Origin of the sequence: Pseudoalteromonas sp. SR41-1 (genome assembly GCF_014164015.1) — a bacterium.
In the GTDB taxonomy this organism is placed as follows: domain Bacteria; phylum Pseudomonadota; class Gammaproteobacteria; order Enterobacterales; family Alteromonadaceae; genus Pseudoalteromonas; species Pseudoalteromonas distincta.
In genome coordinates, this window is the sequence record NZ_JACJEK010000024.1 from 15,684 (window position 1) to 34,669 (window position 18,986).

General features: G+C 41.4%; 19 protein-coding genes and 1 riboswitch. Of the genes, 6 read left to right on the top strand and 13 right to left on the bottom strand.

What is annotated here, in order from left to right; all coding sequences use genetic code 11:
- Nucleotides 1-16: 16 nt before the first annotated feature.
- A complete protein-coding gene (rsgA, locus tag H5118_RS17955) occupies nucleotides 17-1,075 on the top strand; it encodes a small ribosomal subunit biogenesis GTPase RsgA (protein ID WP_004336055.1) in 1,059 nt (352 codons plus the stop codon).
- Nucleotides 1,076-1,090: 15 nt separating this feature from the next.
- Complete coding sequence (asd, locus tag H5118_RS17960) at nucleotides 1,091-1,957, top strand: archaetidylserine decarboxylase (RefSeq protein WP_004336058.1); 867 nt, start codon at nucleotides 1,091-1,093, stop codon at nucleotides 1,955-1,957.
- Nucleotides 1,958-2,289: 332 nt separating this feature from the next.
- Here asd and H5118_RS17965 read toward each other — a convergent pair whose 3' ends face one another.
- The 8 genes from H5118_RS17965 to H5118_RS18000 form a co-directional block, all read right to left on the bottom strand.
- Entirely contained in the window at nucleotides 2,290-3,039 is a 750-nt protein-coding gene (locus tag H5118_RS17965) for a HesA/MoeB/ThiF family protein (RefSeq protein ID WP_182749629.1), read from the bottom strand.
- A 50-nt stretch (nucleotides 3,040-3,089) separates the two neighbouring features.
- Nucleotides 3,090-4,625, bottom strand: a complete 1,536-nt coding sequence (gene thiE / locus H5118_RS17970; RefSeq protein WP_182694736.1) for a thiamine phosphate synthase — start codon at nucleotides 4,623-4,625, stop codon at nucleotides 3,090-3,092.
- A 10-nt stretch (nucleotides 4,626-4,635) separates the two neighbouring features.
- Nucleotides 4,636-5,427 (bottom strand): thiazole synthase, encoded by a 792-nt coding sequence (locus H5118_RS17975; protein ID WP_182694737.1) that lies wholly within the window; start codon nucleotides 5,425-5,427, stop codon nucleotides 4,636-4,638.
- Nucleotides 5,428-5,432: 5 nt separating this feature from the next.
- The gene (thiS, locus tag H5118_RS17980) at nucleotides 5,433-5,627 is read right to left on the bottom strand and encodes a sulfur carrier protein ThiS (RefSeq protein WP_002960781.1); all 195 of its coding nucleotides are present in this window, start codon (nucleotides 5,625-5,627) and stop codon (nucleotides 5,433-5,435) included.
- 7 nt (nucleotides 5,628-5,634) lie between these two features.
- Nucleotides 5,635-6,636, bottom strand: a complete 1,002-nt coding sequence (locus H5118_RS17985) for an FAD-dependent oxidoreductase (protein ID WP_182711410.1) — start codon at nucleotides 6,634-6,636, stop codon at nucleotides 5,635-5,637.
- Nucleotides 6,637-6,742: 106 nt separating this feature from the next.
- A complete protein-coding gene (gene thiC / locus H5118_RS17990) occupies nucleotides 6,743-8,695 on the bottom strand; it encodes a phosphomethylpyrimidine synthase ThiC (protein ID WP_220491753.1) in 1,953 nt (650 codons plus the stop codon).
- Between the two features lie 140 nt (nucleotides 8,696-8,835).
- A riboswitch (TPP riboswitch) is annotated at nucleotides 8,836-8,950 on the bottom strand.
- A gap of 107 nt (nucleotides 8,951-9,057) precedes the next feature.
- Complete coding sequence (locus H5118_RS17995) at nucleotides 9,058-9,456, bottom strand: META domain-containing protein (RefSeq protein ID WP_010555269.1); 399 nt, start codon at nucleotides 9,454-9,456, stop codon at nucleotides 9,058-9,060.
- A gap of 126 nt (nucleotides 9,457-9,582) precedes the next feature.
- Complete coding sequence (locus H5118_RS18000) at nucleotides 9,583-9,981, bottom strand: thioesterase family protein (RefSeq protein ID WP_010555268.1); 399 nt, start codon at nucleotides 9,979-9,981, stop codon at nucleotides 9,583-9,585.
- An 84-nt stretch (nucleotides 9,982-10,065) separates the two neighbouring features.
- On the opposite strand from H5118_RS18000, the gene H5118_RS18005 reads away from it, so the two are divergent.
- Nucleotides 10,066-12,183, top strand: a complete 2,118-nt coding sequence (locus H5118_RS18005; RefSeq protein ID WP_182749630.1) for a TonB-dependent receptor — start codon at nucleotides 10,066-10,068, stop codon at nucleotides 12,181-12,183.
- Nucleotides 12,184-12,472: 289 nt separating this feature from the next.
- Here the strand turns inward: H5118_RS18005 and epmA are convergent, their stop codons facing one another.
- Both epmA and efp read right to left on the bottom strand, forming a co-directional pair.
- Nucleotides 12,473-13,447 carry an elongation factor P--(R)-beta-lysine ligase gene (gene epmA / locus H5118_RS18010; protein WP_154904265.1) on the bottom strand — a complete coding sequence of 325 codons (975 nt, stop codon included), beginning with the start codon at nucleotides 13,445-13,447 and terminating at the stop codon, nucleotides 12,473-12,475.
- A 56-nt stretch (nucleotides 13,448-13,503) separates the two neighbouring features.
- Nucleotides 13,504-14,070 carry an elongation factor P gene (gene efp, locus H5118_RS18015; protein WP_024596699.1) on the bottom strand — a complete coding sequence of 189 codons (567 nt, stop codon included), beginning with the start codon at nucleotides 14,068-14,070 and terminating at the stop codon, nucleotides 13,504-13,506.
- Nucleotides 14,071-14,111: 41 nt separating this feature from the next.
- Between efp and epmB the strand changes: the two genes are divergently transcribed.
- A complete protein-coding gene (gene epmB, locus H5118_RS18020; protein ID WP_182711539.1) occupies nucleotides 14,112-15,125 on the top strand; it encodes an EF-P beta-lysylation protein EpmB in 1,014 nt (337 codons plus the stop codon).
- Between the two features lie 8 nt (nucleotides 15,126-15,133).
- Here the strand turns inward: epmB and H5118_RS18025 are convergent, their stop codons facing one another.
- The gene (locus H5118_RS18025; protein ID WP_002960797.1) at nucleotides 15,134-15,343 is read right to left on the bottom strand and encodes a hypothetical protein; all 210 of its coding nucleotides are present in this window, start codon (nucleotides 15,341-15,343) and stop codon (nucleotides 15,134-15,136) included.
- A 71-nt stretch (nucleotides 15,344-15,414) separates the two neighbouring features.
- Between H5118_RS18025 and H5118_RS18030 the strand changes: the two genes are divergently transcribed.
- On the top strand, nucleotides 15,415-15,705 hold the full coding sequence (locus H5118_RS18030; RefSeq protein ID WP_002960798.1) for a hypothetical protein: 291 nt from the start codon (nucleotides 15,415-15,417) through the stop codon (nucleotides 15,703-15,705).
- 48 nt (nucleotides 15,706-15,753) lie between these two features.
- Here H5118_RS18030 and H5118_RS18035 read toward each other — a convergent pair whose 3' ends face one another.
- Complete coding sequence (locus H5118_RS18035; protein WP_138488524.1) at nucleotides 15,754-16,245, bottom strand: DUF3016 domain-containing protein; 492 nt, start codon at nucleotides 16,243-16,245, stop codon at nucleotides 15,754-15,756.
- A 276-nt stretch (nucleotides 16,246-16,521) separates the two neighbouring features.
- Between H5118_RS18035 and galE the strand changes: the two genes are divergently transcribed.
- Entirely contained in the window at nucleotides 16,522-17,538 is a 1,017-nt protein-coding gene (galE, locus tag H5118_RS18040; protein WP_182694742.1) for a UDP-glucose 4-epimerase GalE, read from the top strand.
- Between the two features lie 691 nt (nucleotides 17,539-18,229).
- On the opposite strand, the gene H5118_RS18045 is transcribed toward galE, so the two are convergent.
- The gene (locus H5118_RS18045; RefSeq protein ID WP_002960803.1) at nucleotides 18,230-18,910 is read right to left on the bottom strand and encodes a Fe2+-dependent dioxygenase; all 681 of its coding nucleotides are present in this window, start codon (nucleotides 18,908-18,910) and stop codon (nucleotides 18,230-18,232) included.
- Between the last annotated feature and the right edge of the window lie 76 nt (nucleotides 18,911-18,986).

Genomic DNA, 18,986 nt, shown 5'->3' on the forward strand with positions numbered 1-18,986 from the left:
AGGTTATAGGCCTCCAGTGGCAAAACAGAAAAAATTAAGTAAAGGCCAATCGCGTCAGATCAAGGCCAACCACCAAAAGCGCATTAATAGCGCAGACTCAAGACCAGCTAAAAAAGGCGCGCAAGAGTGGCAAACCGATAATTTAGGTCAGGTCGAGAGCGCAATTGTGATCAGTCGTTTTGGCCAACACGCCGATGTCGAAACTGAAAATGGCGATGTACTTCGTTGTAATATACGACGTACCGTGTCAAATTTAGTGTGTGGTGATGAGGTATTGTTTCGCCGTGCCAAAGTAAGTGAAGGTGATTTAGCCGGAGTAATTGAAGCCACGCAAGAGCGTCGCTCGCAACTTACCCGCCCTGACTTTTACGACGGCGTAAAAGTTATTGCGGCTAACATTGATCAAATACTCATGGTATCGGCGGTATTACCTGAGTTTACCCCAAGTATTATCGACCGCTATTTAATAGCCTGTGAAGATATGGGTATTGAGCCAATTTTAGTACTCAATAAAATAGATTTAATTGATGACGCAGGTCTTAGCGAAATACAAAAAGTTCTCGATATCTATCGTAAACTTGATTACCAAGTACTCCTTGTTAGTAATATATCGGGTAATGGTATTGATGAATTAAAAGAAGTACTTGTTGGTAAAAATAACATTTTTGTTGGTCAAAGTGGTGTGGGTAAATCAACCCTCGTTAATACTGTATTACCTAACGCTGAAATATTAACTAAAGAAGTATCTGAAAACAGCGGCCTAGGCCAGCACACAACAACTGTTTCACGCCTTCACCATTTACCAAGTGGCGGTAACCTAATCGACTCGCCAGGAATTCGCGAATTTGGTTTATGGCATTTAGATGTTGAGCGTGTAACCTGGTGCTTTAAAGAGTTTAGAGAATTTATAGGCGGATGCCGCTTTAGAGACTGTAAACATTTAAACGATCCGGGCTGTATAGTTAAAGAAGCTGTAGCAGATGGCAAAATTTCTCAATTGCGCTTTGACAGCTACCACCGAATTTTAGAAACAATGGCCGATGGCCGTGCAGGCGCCCGTGCGCCTCGCGTATAATTTAGGATAAATACTGTGAGTTTAGACAAATTTAAAATCGCAATGCAGTACGCAATGCCAAAACACTTTATTTCACGCGTAGTGGGTAAATTAGCCGCAGCTAAAGCAGGTGCTTTAACAACGACTTTAATTAAACTATTTATTAAGCAATATAAAGTAGATATGAGCGAAGCCCAATACCCAGATCCGGCTCATTATAAAAGCTTTAATGAATTTTTTACTCGCCCTTTAAAAGACGGCATGCGCCCAATGGTAGAAGATAGCAATATAATCATTCATCCAGTGGATGGCGCAATCAGCCAGCTAGGCGATATTGTTGACGGACAGCTAATACAAGCTAAAGGTCACGATTACAGCTTACAAGCGCTACTAGGCGGCTCACAAGATGATACAACACCATTTTTAGGCGGTAAGTTTGCCACTATTTATTTAGCGCCTAAAGATTACCACCGTATTCACATGCCAATTGATGGCACACTAAGCAAAATGATTTACGTGCCAGGTGATTTATTTTCAGTAAACCCACTTACAGCGCAAAACGTGCCTAACTTGTTTGCACGTAACGAACGAGTAGTAGCAATTTTTGAAACTGAGATTGGTCCGCTTGCTATGGTACTTGTTGGCGCAACAATTGTAGCCAGCATAGAAACTATTTGGGCAGGTACTGTCACGCCACCAGCAGGTAGCGATGTATTTAGTTGGAAATACCCAACCACTGGCGATAACGCTATCACGCTTAAAAAGGGTGAAGAAATGGGTCGCTTTAAGTTAGGCTCTACTGTGGTACTAGCATGGGGTGCTGATAAAGCTGAAATACTGGATGACCAACTACCAGAAGTGGTTACTCGCTTAGGTACTGCGTTTGCAAAAATTAACGACTAAAATAAATCGTTAATTAGAAATCAAAAAACCGCGTTATTTAAACGCGGTTTTTTATTTTTGTAGGCGCAAAGCCTGCTCACGCGAAAAGCGCAGCGCCCTCTTAACCTCTTTGTGAATAAATCACTTAAAACCTTATTGCACAAATAGGAGTAAATGAGAAGACACCAAAGCATAGAAATTACGAGCTTTGCTCGTCACGCCAGCAAGCTGTGCGTCAACAAGCTTGGTGCAAAAGTTTGATATGTTGTAGGCGTGAAGCTTGCTCACGCGAAAAGCGCAGCTTTTAATTCTTTAACGCTACATTTAATAAAAGGCACAAGCCCCTCAAAAACTTATTTACCACACTCTTTACACTCTGAATCTTTAATCACTTTAAAGTGCTGTTGTTTTAAAGTGAGCGCATCAAAGGTTATAAACACACCTCCCTCTGCATGCCCCAGCAATAAGTTGAGCGTAAGTTGCGCCTGCATAGAGCCTATTACACCAAGTAACGGGCTAATAACCCCAGCGTTACTGCAATTGATAACCGGTGTAGCTTCGCCCCGTGGAAAAACACAGCCATAACATGGGCTATCACTTTGCCTAAAATCAAAGCCCATTAATTGCCCTTTGGTTGCGAGTGCAGCACCCGAAATTAACGGTGTTTTATTGCTAATACAATAACGGTTAACACTATAGCGAGTACTAAAGTTATCAGAGCAATCAAGTACGATGTCAGCACCTTTGAGCATGTTAGCTGCATTACTCTCATCTAGCTTTTGACAATGCGTTACTATGTTTATTTGATTATTAAGACTCGCTAATACTTTACCCGCGGCGACGACCTTGCTTTGTCCTAAGTGATTTATTTTATAAAGCACTTGGCGCTGTAAGTTTGAAAGCTCAACCTCATCATCGTCAATTAAAATAAGCGCTCCAATACCTGCAGCGGCTAAATATAAAAGCGCTGGGCTACCTAGACCACCAGCCCCCACTACTGCAACCGTTGAGGATTTAAGTGCTAATTGCCCTTCAAGCCCAACTTCTTTAAGCAACAAATGGCGGCTATAACGCAGAGTTTCTTTATCGCTTAGCTCACTCACGTTTATCAACCTTGTTAGTTTTACCCTTGATAGTATTACCCTTGTTAGTTTTAATTGGCACTGCTTATGGCCACTTGCAGAGCGCTTATAGCCTCTACGTAATTATCAGCTTCGGTAATCGCACGCACTACGGCAACACTGCCTACGCCTGTTTTAGCTACCAGTTCAGCACGGCTTAAATCAATACCGCCTATTGCTACTGTTGGGTAGCTTTGCATAAGAGGTACAAATTTAATGAGCTTTTCAAGGCCTTGTATTTGGCCTGTCATATCTTTTGTTGTGGTTGGGTAAATAGCACCAAATGCCATATAACTAGGGCGATAATTATGCGCACGCAGCATTTCATAAAAACCATGAGTAGAAAGCCCAAGCCTTAACCCAGCATCTTTAATTGCCGCTAAATTGGCAATCTCTAAATCCTCTTGCCCTAAATGCACGCCATATGCACCGTGCTTAATAGCTAACTGCCAGTAGTCGTTTATAAATACCTGTGCGTTGTATTTCTTGCTCAGCTCAACAGCTTGCTTAATGAGCCCATCAAGCTCATCTTGCGTTTTATTTTTAACGCGTAACTGCGCTGTTTTAATGCCTTGTTGTAAGCATTTTTCTAACCAATCTGTGCTATCTACAACCGCATATAAGCCAAGCGATTTACTTTCACATGGAGCAAAATCAGCAGCCATATTAAAATCAAGCGGCACATCAAAATCTAATTCATCACCCAGCCAGCTCCCTGGCTCAATTACTTGTGGGTAGTCAGCTAAATTAGTGGGGAACGATGTATGAGCAACCGGTCCAATCCCTTCGCCATAGCGTACCGACTGTTTTAGCCCTTGGTTTATATATGCTTTAGCTAAAATAAAGGCATCTTTTAATGGGTAGTCTTTAGCTAAACACGCAGCAATGACCGAAGCCATGCTACATCCGGTGCCGTGGTTATGCGGTGTTTGTATTTTTTGATTGCCTAACCAATATTCTTCGCCATTTTGTGTATTACTATCAATACAATAATCAATGCAGTAGCCACTTGGGTAATCCCAATGTCCGCCTTTAATAACAACAGCTTTTGCCCCCCAGCTTAATAGCTTATTAGCCGCTTCTTTTATTGCAGCTGGGCCAATTAAATACACACCAGTTAATAACTGTGTTTCGTGGGTGTTTGGAGTTATTACATCCACTAGCGGCAGTAAACATTCTTTTATTGCACTTACCGTGTCCTCTTCTGTTAGTAAGTCACCGCTTGAGGCAATAGCAACAGGGTCATATACAATAACGGGAGGCACAGACCACTTAGCTTTATAGTGGCTTATATGCTCGCTGATCAACTGAATTTGCTGCACATTGGCTAACATGCCAATTTTTATTACTTTGGCTTTCATGTCTTTTTCAAGCGCAAGTAACTGCGATTCAATAATATCGGTAGACACTGCATTAATAGCTTCTACGCCTAAACTATTTTGTGCAGTAAGCGCCGTAATTGCCGTGCAGCCATGTACACCAAAACTTTGCATTGCTTTTATATCAGCTTGAATGCCTGCACCGCCGCCCGAATCAGATCCGGCAATTGTCCACACTACGTTATTCATATTTTTTCCTTCACTGCTGATGCCAAAATGGCATACCCATTGTTGGGGTTGATGGGGCTGCAACGTCTTTTTCAGGCATTGCTTTTGCTTGATATGCAAAGCGCCCTGCTTCAACTGCGGCTTTAAATGCGCGGCTCATAGTAATTGGGCAGCCCGCCCCTGCAATGGCTGAATTTAATAATACCGCATCATACCCCATTTCGAGTGCTTGGCAGGCATGCGATGGCAAACCTAAACCTGCATCTACTATTAATGTGGTATCGGGTAAACGCTCTCGAATAGTTTTTAAATTATAGCTATTTAACAAGCCTTTACCGGTGCCTATTGGCGCCCCCCACGGCATAAGCACCTCACACCCTAGCTCATTTAAGCGCTGGCAAAGTACTAAGTCATCGGTGCAATAAGGCAATACTTTAAAGCCATCATTAATTAATATTTTTGTGGCTTCAAGTAACGCAAAAGGGTCAGGCTGTAAATTGTAATCATCGCCAATCAGCTCCAGCTTAATCCAGTCGGTGGCAAATACCTCTCGGCACATTTTTGCAAGCGTTATGGCTTCTTTAACACTGTGGCACCCGGCGGTATTAGGCAGTATTTTTAAGCCTGTATTTTTTATTAACCGCCAAAAGTCATCACCGGCTGCTGCACTTTGTTGGCGCCTAAGCGACACGGTAACAATTTCAGCACCAGAGGCGACTATCGATTGGGTCATAATATCAGGCGACGGATAAAGCGCAGAGCCTATTAATAAACGGCTATTTACTTGCTCACCATAAATAGTTAAACAGTCTTTAGTTTGCATGAGCTTTATCCGCCTTGAATGGGTGACAGCAACTCAACACTGTCGCCTTCATTAAGTACATAGTTACTGTGCCGACTTTGTGGAATAAATTCGCCATTAACAGCCACAGCAAAAGGCGCAACTGCACCAAAACTTTGAAGTACCTCGACGAGCGCTTTGCTATTAACATTAAGTAGCTCGCCATTAATTGTAATGTTCATTTTATTCTCACTCTATTCGTGAAGCTACTTGCGCCACTAATGCCGGTGCCAGCATATAACCATGACGATATAAGCCGTTAATGCTAATTACATTGCCAACTTGTGATACTTCTGGGCGGTTATCGCTAAATGCAGGGCGTAATCCGGTTTGAATATTAAGTAGTCGTGCTTCGGCAAATCCGCTGTGTACGGTATAAGCCGCTGAAAGTAACTCAAGAGTTGAGCGCACTGTTGCGGCGCCGCTATCTTGCGATTCTATTTCGGTCGCACCAATTACATATTCATGATTAGGTTTAGGCGCTATATAAATTGGGTAACGCGGATGCATTAAACGCACAGGTCGCGTTAAATTTACTTCAGGTGCATATAGTCTTGCTACTTCACCGCGCACACCTCTAAGCGGTTTATCGCTTTTAGCACCAAGCCCACGACAATCTATAATATAGTCAAATGGCCGATTATTTATTTCGCCGTTTTTAATGGTTACGCGCTGGTTAAACACACACTTAACTTTGCGCTTGTTGAGCATGGTAAAACTTGCTTTATAAAAGGCTTGGTTATCTATTTGCCCCTCGCAGGGTAAAAATAGACCTTGGTTAAACCGATTAGCAAGCTCTGGCTCTAACTGCGCTATTTGCTGAGCATTTAATGCCTGAGCGCTGTGCCCTGCTATGGGCTTTATTCTCTGAGTAAAGCTTTGTAGATCGCCCTTATCTTGCTGATGCGCAACGACCAATGTACCTTGCTGCTGAAAAAACACATCCCCCTCAAGTTCACTCACTATTTCTGGCCAGCGCTTCATTGAATCAAGCCCCATTAAAGCTAAATCAGCCTCACACAATACCGACTCAGCCAGCGGTGCCAGCATGGCTGCTGCCACTTTACCGGCGCTATTTGGGGTTTGCTCATCGTCTGCTTCAAACACCGTTACATGATGCAACTTACTTAGCTCAAGGGCAGCTAAGCGCCCTGCTAAACCAAAACCCACCACAGCAATGTTATAAAACATAAAACCTCCAAAAGCAGTTATTAGTAGGTGCGAACTCACTCGCACTTCTTCAATGTTTAAAGAAGCGAGGTATAAAACCTCACCTACATCTGTATCTAACTTATTCCTATACCGCTTTGTGGTAAATTTCTGAGCCTGTTTGCTTAAACTGGGCAGATTTAGCTTTCATCTCGGCTTCTACATCAATCATTTTTATTTCAATAGCCTCGCCAGCGTCATTTGGATCAATACCGCGTGTTTCTAAATCTTTAGCGTAATCGCGTACTTCTTGGCTAATTTTCATAGAGCAAAATTTAGGGCCACACATAGAGCAAAAGTGAGCCACTTTGCCTGATTCTTGCGGCAGGGTTTCGTCGTGATACTCACGAGCACGCTCTGGATCTAAACCAATATTAAATTGATCATGCCATCTAAACTCAAAACGTGCTTTTGATAGCGCGTTATCGCGCTCTTGCGCGCCTGGGTGCCCCTTTGCTAAATCGGCGGCGTGCGCTGCAATTTTGTAGGTAATTAAGCCTTCTTTTACATCTTCTTTATTTGGCAGGCCTAAATGCTCTTTAGGTGTTACATAACAAAGCATTGCACAGCCGTACCATGCTATTTGGGCCGCCCCAATACCAGAGGTGATATGATCGTACCCTGGTGCAATATCGGTCGTTAACGGGCCTAAAGTGTAAAATGGCGCTTCGTCGCAATGCTTTAATTGCTCATCCATATTGGCTTTAATCATGTGCATTGGCACATGCCCTGGGCCTTCAATAAATACTTGTACGTCGTGTTTCCACGCAATTTTAGTCAGTTCACCTAATGTGCGCAGCTCACTAAACTGCGCTTCATCGTTGGCATCAGCAATCGAGCCTGGGCGAAGACCATCACCTAATGAAAAACACACATCGTATTGTTTTAAAATTTCGCAAATGTCTTCAAAGTGCGTGTATAAAAAGTTTTCTTTGTGATGCGCTAAACACCACTTAGCCATAATTGAGCCACCGCGCGACACAATACCGGTTACACGTTTAGCCGTCATTGGTACGTAGCGAAGCAGTACACCCGCATGAATAGTAAAGTAATCAACACCCTGCTCGGCTTGCTCTATAAGCGTATCGCGGAAAATCTCCCACGTTAAATCCTCAGCCACACCATTTACTTTTTCAAGCGCTTGATAAATCGGTACTGTGCCAATAGGTACAGGCGAGTTACGTACAACCCATTCGCGCGTTTCGTGAATGTAACGCCCCGTTGATAAGTCCATCACGGTGTCTGCGCCCCAGCGGGTAGACCACACCATTTTTTCTACTTCTTCTTCAATAGATGAGCTAACCGATGAGTTACCAATGTTGGCATTAACTTTTACTAAAAAGTTACGACCTACAATCATAGGCTCTGTTTCTGGATGGTTTATATTATTTGGTAAAATAGCGCGACCGCGGGCTATTTCGTCGCGTACAAATTCTGGGGTAATAAATTCAGGAATACTCGCACCAAACGACTCGCCTTTATGCTGCGCGGCAAGTAATTCTTTACGGATTTCTGCACGCCCCATATTTTCACGAACAGCTACGTATTCCATTTCAGGGGTAATAATCCCTTGGCGTGCGTAGTGCATTTGCGTTACGTTTTTACCAGCGACACCACGGCGAATTTTTGGAAGGTGATCAAAGCGAATATGATCCAACCCTTCATCTGCCATGCGCTGCTGCGAAAACTGCGACGTCACTGATTCTAAAATTTCGGTGTCACCACGGTTTTCAATCCATTGTTCACGAAATTTTGGTAAGCCTTTGCGCACGTCTAGTTTAAAATTAGGATCGGTATACGGGCCCGACGTATCGTAAACACGAAGCGGATCGTTTGACTCATAAACAGGGTTTTCATCTGTGCCGCCAATAAACGTGTCACTTAACGTGATTTCACGCATACCAACACGCACACCTGGTTGAGTACCTTCAACGTATACTTTATGAGAATTTGGGAACGGTTGACCCGTTAAGTTATAAATATATTCAGACGCGGCAGCACGAGTTTCTCGGCGTGACGCTTTATTTGTAGTATTTGACATGACTTGCCTCATTGCTTAAGGGTTGTCTTGTCAGATATTCCGAGGAATAGAGAAAGATCGTAAAGTAGCGTACATGCTACTTTGCAGCCTAAAAAATAAATCACTTTATTGTGCGCATAAAAAAAGACGCACAAGCGTCCCATTTTAGGCAGCTTGTTCCCTACGCAGGTATTAACCTGATCAGGTTCACGGATCCCGCTTTCGCGATCTCAGCCAAAAACTAATTACTTAGCTTTGGCACTCCGACAAGTATTGATATATAAATTTTGTTCGTCGATTCGAAGATATTATTCAACAAATCTGCGCTGAGTGTACGTCAGTTAAAAACTGCCCGCAAGGGGCTGTTTTTCAAAAACTTAAAATTATTTAGGGATAAACACAAATGTTTGCTCGCCTTGCATGACTAATTGCTGGTCTTGCATTTTAAGCTCTGCACCTTGCTTTAAGGCTTGTAATAACTGCTGCTCAAACTCATCAAGGTCTTCGCCGCATGACTTGCGCGTCATTCCTAATTTACTTACGGTAAGGTTACTTTCTTCAAGCGAGCCTTCACCAAAAAATTTGTTACAGCCAGCAAAACCGTTTACTTGCAGTGCTTCAATAAAGCTCATTGATGCATTAAACGAAGGTGGAATTGCTAAACCATCAACACGTGATAATTGCCATTGGGTGTATTTAAGCTGCTCACTGGTAACCGTCCCTGTTGATGCGCAACCAACACATAAACCGACTATAAGCATCGGTATTGCTGCTAATTTCATGCTACTACTAACTAATTGTCTAATTAATGTAATTGTAACAATATTTATGCCCTTTATCCGTTAAAAATGCATGTTTTAAATGTAAATTTTTGTTCTATGATAGTTCAAAAGTTATGCGATTAAGTACTAAGTTGTAGTTTTAAATACGTTATCTATTTGCTCTGGTAAAAATGGCCTACCTTTTTCATTAACAGACGTTCCTATAACCAGTGCATTGAGCATTACTTTTTCATCGCTTTTACGTATAACCGTTTGCTTAAAGGCAAATTTTAAACGACTAATACGCTGCGGCTCTACAGCCACATAAAATTCATCACCTGGTAATAGTGAATGTTTATAGTCCATTTCGCTGCGCATCACGACTAGGTTAATTTTATCTTTTGCTAACTGAGCAAAATCAATACCGTGTGCGTACAAGAACTCATGTCGAGCATGCTCTAAATAATTAAAATAGACGCTGTTGTTAACAATACCTTGTAAGTCACATTCGTAATCACGTACCTTGAAGTCAACTTTAAAGGTCATATTAGTAATCCTGATTATTTAACGTATAATTGCCGCGTTTATAGCACATGTGTTTAAATAATTGCTACCATACGAGTCCCTAAAATGGAGTTAAGTAACCCAATGAACTTACGTTTGTCTTTAATTACTGCCGCACTTTTACCGCTGCTTGGTGCACCAATTGCAGCTAACGCTGATGATAGCGACCTAGAAAGAATTGTTGTAACTGGCGATTTTCAGCGCGAAAGCATTCAAACTTTAAGTGCGAGTGCGAGCTTATTCAGCGAAGATGAAATTAATCAACGTGGTGCAAGTTACTTAGACGAAATGTTAGGCAGTACCGCCAATGTAAATTTTGCATCTGGTGCGTCGCGCGGTCGTTATATTCAAATTCGTGGCGTGGGACTTCGTTCACAATTTGTAGACCCTATTAATCCATCTGTAGGCTTAGTTATTGATGGTATTAACTATTCTGGCCTTGGTGGCAGTTCATTATTATTTGATATAGACCAAGTAGAAATTTATCGTGGGCCACAAGGTACACGCTTTGGCGCAGACGGTATGGCCGGTATGATCCAAATGGGTTCAGCTAAAGCCACAAGCGATCCAAGCTTAAAATTACAAGTAGGTGCTGGCACATACAACACCCGCGAAGCAGGTATTGCAGCAAGCACAGGCTTAACAGATGACACTAGCGCACGCGTTAGCTACTTTCGTAGAAAGTCAGACGGTTACGTAGATAACCTGTACTTAAATGACGAAACACAAAATCAAGACGAACAAGTAGCCCGTTTTAAATTAAACAGCCAGCTTACAAAGCATTTAAATACTGAGCTAAACCTGCACTATATTGATATAAACAACGGCTATGATGCGTTTACGCTTGATAACAGCCGCAATAGTGTTGCCGATGAACCAGGACAAGATAATCAACAAAGCTACGCTATAGGCGTTAATAATACTTACACGGGTTTTGACGCTTTTGATGTAAATTTAAACCTGTCGGCTATTGATACCGAGTTGCTTTATAGCTTTGACGAAGACTGGGTATGTAACGATACAAGTGAGCCAAAGTTATGTGCTGCTGGCTTACATCCAGATGGATACAGCTCCACCGATCTTTACAGTCGCGATCGCGATGACCAATCTGTAGATTTACAATTTAATTCTAAAACAGGTAACTGGGTTGCGGGTATTTATTACCAAAACCGTGATGTTGATTTAGAGCGCCAGTACACATGGTTAGCAAGCCCGTTCTCTTCAACTTACGAAACGAGTAACGTTGCAGTATATGGTCAAGTAGCGACACCAATTGGTCCTAAAACAACATTAATTACAGGTTTACGTGTAGAGCAATACCAAGGCGACTACACTGATAGCAATGGCTTTATACAAGATACTGACGATGTAATGGTTGGCGGTAAAATAGCGCTTGAATATCAAGTAATTGATCGCACTATGATCTACACCAGCATTACGCGTGGCTACAAAGCCGGTGGTATTAACTCAGAAGCGCTTGCTAAAGCCAAAGATGAAGGCTTAAACCTAAGCGCTGATTTTTTCCAACAGCACACCAGTTTTGACCCTGAATATTTATGGAGTGGCGAATTTGGTGTTAAAGGTTCATCGCTTGATGACAAATTTACACTTCGCTTAGCAGCATTTTACATGCACCGCGACGATATTCAGTTAAAAGCATGGCAAGTAGAAGGTCAGCAATTTACCGGTTATGTTGATAACGCAAGTTCTGGTAGCAACTACGGACTTGAAGTTGAAGGTAGTTACCAACTAACTGATAATCTATTTTTAACAGGTAGTGCTGGTTACTTAAACACTGAAATTGACGACTTTGTAACACAATCAGGCTTAAACCAAGACGGTCGCGAACAAGCACAGTCACCTAAATACCAGTATGCGTTTACTGCACGTTACAACTTTACTAACGCATTTTACGGCATGGTTGGTATTGAAGGTAAGGACGATTACTACTTCTCAGATAGTCATAACTCACAGGCACCAAGTAGCAACTTAGTTAACTTAAGCTTTGGCTACGAAGCAGACATGTGGGCAGTTCGCGCATGGGCTCGTAACGTGTTTGACGAAACAGTCCCTACACGTGGTTTTGAATTTGGTAACGATCCACAAGATGGTTACGCAACGCATACCTATACACAATTAGGTGAGCCTCGCGTAGCAGGTGTTACGTTTACACTTAATCTGTAAAGCATAGCCGTTGGCTTTCAAATGAAAGCTACAGCAAGCAATAAAAACACCGCGTTTAAATTAAACGCGGTGTTTTTATTTGTAAGTGAGGTTTTATACCTCGCTTATTTATAAAGTTAAATTACATGAGCGCGAAATAAATTCGCACCTACAAGTTTGCCGTAGGTTGTTGGGGTTGATGTTTATTGTAGGTGAGGTTTTATACCTCGCTTATTTATAAAGTTAATTTACATGAGCGCGAAATAAATTCGCACCGACAGGTTTTCCACCTACGCCTACAAGCCAAGCATCACGCTCTTTGCACATCAAACGCGATTACGTCTTTAATTTTCTCTTTATTTGTTGCGAGCATTACAAGCCTATCTATACCCAAAGCCACCCCTGCGCACTGAGGTAATCCATGCTCCAGCGCTTTAATTAAACGCGTATCCATTGGCACTTGCTTTAAACCGTTTTCAGCGCGGTATGCGTTATCTTCATTAAAACGTTTAGCTTGCTCGCTGGCATTTGTGAGTTCGTTAAAGCCATTCGCCAATTCCATATTTTTATAATAAAGCTCAAAGCGCCCTGCTACGCGTGTATCGTGTTCACAAATTTGTGCAAGTGCCGCTTGAGAAGCTGGAAAGTGATACACAAAACATGGCTTATCTTGTCCTATTGTGGGCTCCACTTTCATACAAAATAATAATTGCAGTAAGGTATCTTTATGCGTTTCATTTTGGGCTATATCAGCAAATCCATGCTCACACGCTAGTTGCTTTAATTGCTCTATGTTCGCTGTTAGCGGATCGAGCCCAAGTGCTTGTTCAAACGCTTGCTGATAAGTAAGCCTTGTTGCCGGCTCAACATCTAAAACAAGCCGCATTAGTTCATCCATTTCATCCATAAGTGCAAACTCATCAAAGCCTGGGCGATACCATTCAAGCATTGTAAATTCGGGATTGTGATGGCTACCCGCTTCTTCATTTCTAAATGCTTTACAAAGCTGAAAAATAGCGCCTGAGCCTGCTGCTAACAAGCGTTTCATAGCAAACTCTGGAGATGTTTGTAAAAAAAGAGGGAGCCCACCTGCGTGCCCTGGACCTACAAATGTGGTGTTAAAACTGGCCAAGTGCACATCGGTTACACTGGCAGCACTTAAGCTCGGCGTTTCTACTTCCATTACATTACGCGTATAAAAAAACTCACGAATGTTACGTAATATCGCTGCACGTTGTTTTAGTGTTTCAATGCTTGCGCTTGGGGCCCAAAGATCTGCTGACATATTTTCTCCAAAAAAAATCCCAGCTTAAGCTGGGATTTTATAAACAATGTTAAAGCTTACTTAACACGGCTTACGTATTCACCGTTACGAGTGTCTACTTTAATTACTTCGCCAATTTGTACAAATAATGGAACTCGTACTACAGCGCCTGTGCTAAGCGTTGCTGGTTTACCACCAGTACCCGCTGTATCACCCTTAAGGCCAGGATCTGTTTCAGTGATCTCAAGCTCAACAAAGTTTGGTGGTGTAACAGCAATAGGGCTGCCGTTCCATAATGTAATTGTACATAAATCATTTTCAACTAACCATTTAACTGCATCGCCTAGTGCTTTTTCGTCAGCGGCAATTTGCTCAAATGTTTCGTTGTTCATGAAATGCCAAAATTCGCCGTCTGTGTATAGATACGCTAAATCTGTATCCATTACATCAGCACCTTCAACTGATTCACCCGATTTAAAGGTTTTTTCAAGCACCTTACCAGAGATAAGTTTACGGATACGAACACGGTTGAACGCCTGGCCTTTACCAGGTTTTACCATTTCATTTTCTAAGATACTGCAAGGCTCGCCGTCCATCATAATTTTTAGGCCGCCCTTGAACTCGTTGGTGCTATAATTCGCCATCGTTTCCTCTATTTATATTTTTTCGAGTAATCTACATGCCAATGATACAAAGAAATGAAGCAAATTTGCATAAAAACTGGCAAAAAGAATTAGCAAATGTAGTTACCTGCCCAAAAACCTTGCTTGAAATGGTCGGTTTATCGAGCCAAGTCCATGAAAACGACCTAAAAGCCCGCAGTTTATTTCCGGTACGCGTGCCTATCCCTTTTATAAAAAAAATACGCAAAGGCGATCCAAACGATCCTCTTTTATTGCAAGTCATGCCACGCCATCAAGAATTTTTAACTAAGTCGGGTTTTAATAAAGATCCCCTACTTGAGCAAGATAACGAACAACCCGGCCTTTTACATAAGTATAAATCGCGTGTTTTAGTAATGTTTAAAACCGGCTGTGCAGTCAATTGTCGTTACTGCTTTAGAAGGCATTTTCCGTATCAAGAAAACCAACTTAATAAAAAAAGCCTGCTTGAAACACTAAGCTACATAAAATCTGATGCCAATATAAACGAAGTGATTTTAAGTGGTGGCGATCCGCTGATGGCCAAAGACGATGCAATAAGTTGGTTTTTAGATGAGCTTGAGCAATTACCACAAATTAAACGAATGCGAATTCATAGCCGTTTACCAGTAGTTATACCGGCGCGAGTAACCGATGAGCTATGTGAGCGATTAGCAAAATCGCCATTAAAAATTATTTTTATTAATCACATAAACCACGCCAACGAAATAGACGCTGACTTTAAAGCAGCCATGCAAAAGCTTAAACAAGCAAACGTAACGCTTTTAAACCAAGCTGTAATTTTAAAAGATGTGAATGATACGCTCGATGCGCAAATAAATTTAAGCGAAGCGTTATTTGACGCAGACGTATTACCGTATTATTTGTATTTGCTCGATAAAGTTGAAGGGGCCAGCCACTTTGATATTAACGAAGAAGACGCTATAAAAATAATGGCAGAGCTATTAAAAGCCCTGCCTGGATTTTTAGTGCCTAAATTAGTTAGAGAAATAGGTGGTCAAAAAAGTAAAACACCTATCGATCTTAAGCTAATTTAAAACAGCATTTAAACGTATATATTTACGTTGTTACCCAATGATGCTGTTACCGATTTAGCCGGTGTTTGCGCACTTGACGATTGTGCAGCACCTTCAATAAGTGCAAGTGCTGCTGCGCCATCTGCTAGTTGCTGCTTTTTAGATAAAGCAGCGCTATAAAGCTCACTGCCTTGGCCTGAGCCAGAAACAGCGGGTAAACTTGTGCCTGATATATTCATATAACAAACCTGACTTTTAAATGTAATCCAAGTATTATGTCGGCCATGCAGTACAAAGCTTTAGGAAAACCATGGATTCAATTATTGAACAACTCAATACTAATTTAAAAATTGTTTATCGTCAGGCGCTTGATGCCGACAAAAAACTCGATGAACTACAACAGCAAGGCCATGGCAAATTTAAAGCCTTATTTGCACAAGATGCTGGTTTTAGCTTTGAAGCTAAACGCTTTAAGCCGTATGTTCTTGACGTAGCCGCTGACGTTGAAAGCTTATCTAACGATGGTTTTGATGAAGAAAAACTTAAAACAACCGTTATTAAGTTACAACAAATACTCACGCTGTTAGCTACTTTTAAGTAAAGATTAAAAAGCAAAAATGCCGCTATTTAGCGGCATTTTTATTTTAAGTTAATCTAAACTTGGTAATATTTGCTCACCAAACCACTCTGTTAATAAGCGTTTTTCGTAATATAATGATTCTTCGCGGCCCATTTTGATTTTATCCATAAAGCCCATATCTTTGAGCTCCACATCAGTATCTTTACTAAGCACTGTACCGTCGTTATCGGTTAACGAATAATTAAGCTTAATGCGTGGAAAGTATATTGGTTTTACTACACGAATTTCCTCCATACCACCATAACGCACATCTCCCGCTAAATCTAAATCAGTAAACTCTACGTTTAACTTATAATCTTTTGGTAGTTGCTCAGCTAATTTAGACATATGTTTTTCAAAACTTGCCGCAATACTTTTGTGATACGAGCCCTTAGCTTGGTTAGACGCTCGCACATCACGATAATCATTAAAGTCATTCCATTTAACAACAGACTCACCAGCATGGGCAAGCGCAGGTAATGCGATACACATTGTTGTTGCTATTTTTTTAACTAAATTCATATCTTTCTCCAAAGAGGTAACCAATCACAAAAGTGTGGATTGGAGTAAACCTAGCATTAGTTATTACTAAAGCTATTTTAGCACTTGTTTATTAACTATAACTTAATCTTACGAATCAAGTGTTACTTGTTTTGCACAAAATGTAATCAAAAGTATTTAATGTGCTGATATCAAAAAAATACGATTAAAATCATATAAATTACAGATAAAACATGTAAATCACCTCTATTTATGGTGAAATTAACTTAATTGATAAAAGGTACCCACGGAGCTTTCATGACTATTTTAGTAACCGGTGGCGCAGGCTATATTGGCTCGCACACTGTTTTAGAACTTTTACAGCAAGGTAACGATGTTGTTGTTATTGATAATTTAAGTAACTCATCACAAGAATCACTTGCGCGCGTAAAAAATATAACAGGTAAAGAAGCCACTTTTTACCAAGGCGATATTCTCGATAAACCCTTTTTAGATTCTGTATTTGCAAAACACACGGTTGATAGTGTTATACATTTTGCGGGTTTAAAATCAGTAGGCGAGTCGGTTGCAAAGCCAGTTGAGTACTATCAAAACAACGTTCAAGGTACGCTTACACTTGTTGATGCGATGCGCGACGCAGGTGTATTTAAATTGGTATTTAGCTCGTCAGCCACGGTTTACGGCGACCCAGCAAGCTTACCAATCAAAGAAGATTTCCCTGTAGGCGGCACTACCAACCCATACGGTACGTCAAAGCTAATGGTTGAAATGATGCTACAAGATATCGCTAAATCAGATGAGCGCTTTGCGTTTGCTATTTTGCGTTACTTTAATCCAGTGGGTGCACATGAGTCGGGCTTAATTGGTGAAGATCCTAATGGTATTCCAAACAACCTTTTACCTTTTATCGCACAAGTTGCGGTAGGTAAATTAAAGCAACTCGCTGTATTTGGTGATGACTACGACACAGTTGATGGCACCGGTGTGCGCGACTATATACATGTTGTAGATTTAGCGATTGGCCACTTAAAAGCGCTTGATAAAATAGCCAGCAGTACGGGTGCATTAGTTTATAACCTAGGTACTGGTAATGGTTACTCTGTACTACAAATGGTTAATGCATTCATTAAAGCAAGCGATCAGGCTGTACCCTATCAGGTTTCACCTCGCCGCCCTGGTGATATTGCCGCATGTTACGCGGCACCTGAAAAAGCCCTTAAAGAGCTAGGTTGGGAAGCAGTGCGCGGTATTGATGAAATGATGCAAGATACCTGGCGCTGGCAGTCAAATAACCCAAATGGTTATAAAGGTTAATTAAAACAAGCTTCGCCCTTAAAATAAGTGCGCGGTATCGAGCCGCGCATACCGAGTATCTTAAACACCGAATTCAATTTGTGGCTGCGTCGTAGGAGTAGAGCTTGCTCACGCGAAAAGCGTAGCTTTTAATATTCAAACTGATTGTTACCTACTTTTGGCTCTCTAAAGCGCAGCGCCCTCTTAACCTCTTTGTGAATAAATCACTTAAAATCTTATTTACAAAGAGAACTAAAAGAGGAGTAAATGAGAAGACATCAAAGCATATAAATTACGAGCTTCGCTCGTCACGCTAGCAAGCTGGCCGTCTACAAGTAATTTAACCACAGCGTTAAATTTTGGCTGTAGGCGTGAAGCTTGCTCACGCGAAAAGCGCAGTTTTTAATTATTTAAAACTGATTGTTACCTACTTTTGACTTTTCTAAAGCGCAGCGACCTCTTAACCTCTTTGTGAATAAATCACTTAAAATCTTATTTACAAAGAGAACTAAAAGAGGAGTAAATGAGAAGACACCAAAGCATATAAATTACGAGCTTCGCTCGTCACGCCAGCGAGCTGGCTGTCTACAAGTAATTTAACCACAGCGTTAAGTTTTGGCTGTAGGCGTTGAGCTTGCTCACGCGAAAAGCGCAGCTTTTAATTACTTATATTTAAATACTTATATCCAGTATTTAATAACGAGTATCTTCGTTATGTCTGTGCCCACTGTCTTAGTAAGTTATGGTACACACCTGTTAATTGAATAATCTCTGGGCTATCTTCTACTTTGCTGCGCAAACTTTGAATCGACATATCTAAATCAAATAACAAACCACGTTTTTCGTCGCTGTTTACCATGCTTTGCAGCCAAAAAAATGAGGCTAATCTGCGCCCACTCGTTACAGGCATTACACGATGTAAACTCGTTGAAGGGTATAACACCATACTGCCTGCGGGCAGCTTTACACTGTGTGAGCCATAAGTGTCTTCAATAACAAGTTCACCGCCCTCATAGTCTTCAGGGTCATTAATAAATAACGTCATTGATACATCTGTACGAATTTTTACTGGCGTACCCGGCACTTGTCTAATTGCATTATCTACATGCACACCAAACGATTGCCCGCCTTGATAGCAATTAAATAACGGAGGAAAAATTTTTGCAGGAAGCGCTGCCGACATAAACAAATTACTACGCGCAAGTGCTGCCATAATAATATCGCCAAGCTCTTGGCATTCAGGACTATTTTCAGGTAGCTGTAAGTTATTTTTTGCTTTGGTTGATTGATGGCCTGCGGTAATACTGCCATCGGCCCACTGTGCTTTAAGCAAAACCTCATGGCAATACGCCACTTCTTCTTTCGTTAATAGCTCTGGAATTTTAACTATCATGTGCGCCCTCTCACATTTTCATCAAATAATTAAGGGCAGGTAATAGGCCTGCCCTTATGCTTACTTTTATTTTTTA

What these genes read in the sequence shown, in the direction of transcription:
- thiE (WP_182694736.1), bottom strand. Translation starts at nt 4,625, where the DNA reads ATGAATAACGTAGTGTGGACAATTGCCGGATCTGATTCGGGCGGCGGT.
- H5118_RS17975 (WP_182694737.1), bottom strand. Translation starts at nt 5,427, where the DNA reads ATGCAAACTAAAGACTGTTTAACTATTTATGGTGAGCAAGTAAATAGC.
- thiS (WP_002960781.1), bottom strand. Translation starts at nt 5,627, where the DNA reads ATGAACATTACAATTAATGGCGAGCTACTTAATGTTAATAGCAAAGCG.
- H5118_RS17985 (WP_182711410.1), bottom strand. Translation starts at nt 6,636, where the DNA reads ATGTTTTATAACATTGCTGTGGTGGGTTTTGGTTTAGCAGGGCGCTTA.
- thiC (WP_220491753.1), bottom strand. Translation starts at nt 8,695, where the DNA reads ATGTCAAATACTACAAATAAAGCGTCACGCCGAGAAACTCGTGCTGCC.
- H5118_RS17995 (WP_010555269.1), bottom strand. Translation starts at nt 9,456, where the DNA reads ATGAAATTAGCAGCAATACCGATGCTTATAGTCGGTTTATGTGTTGGT.
- H5118_RS18000 (WP_010555268.1), bottom strand. Translation starts at nt 9,981, where the DNA reads ATGACCTTTAAAGTTGACTTCAAGGTACGTGATTACGAATGTGACTTA.
- H5118_RS18005 (WP_182749630.1), top strand. Translation starts at nt 10,066, where the DNA reads ATGGAGTTAAGTAACCCAATGAACTTACGTTTGTCTTTAATTACTGCC.
- epmA (WP_154904265.1), bottom strand. Translation starts at nt 13,447, where the DNA reads ATGTCAGCAGATCTTTGGGCCCCAAGCGCAAGCATTGAAACACTAAAA.
- efp (WP_024596699.1), bottom strand. Translation starts at nt 14,070, where the DNA reads ATGGCGAATTATAGCACCAACGAGTTCAAGGGCGGCCTAAAAATTATG.
- epmB (WP_182711539.1), top strand. Translation starts at nt 14,112, where the DNA reads ATGATACAAAGAAATGAAGCAAATTTGCATAAAAACTGGCAAAAAGAA.
- H5118_RS18025 (WP_002960797.1), bottom strand. Translation starts at nt 15,343, where the DNA reads ATGAATATATCAGGCACAAGTTTACCCGCTGTTTCTGGCTCAGGCCAA.
- H5118_RS18030 (WP_002960798.1), top strand. Translation starts at nt 15,415, where the DNA reads ATGGATTCAATTATTGAACAACTCAATACTAATTTAAAAATTGTTTAT.
- H5118_RS18035 (WP_138488524.1), bottom strand. Translation starts at nt 16,245, where the DNA reads ATGAATTTAGTTAAAAAAATAGCAACAACAATGTGTATCGCATTACCT.
- galE (WP_182694742.1), top strand. Translation starts at nt 16,522, where the DNA reads ATGACTATTTTAGTAACCGGTGGCGCAGGCTATATTGGCTCGCACACT.
- H5118_RS18045 (WP_002960803.1), bottom strand. Translation starts at nt 18,910, where the DNA reads ATGATAGTTAAAATTCCAGAGCTATTAACGAAAGAAGAAGTGGCGTAT.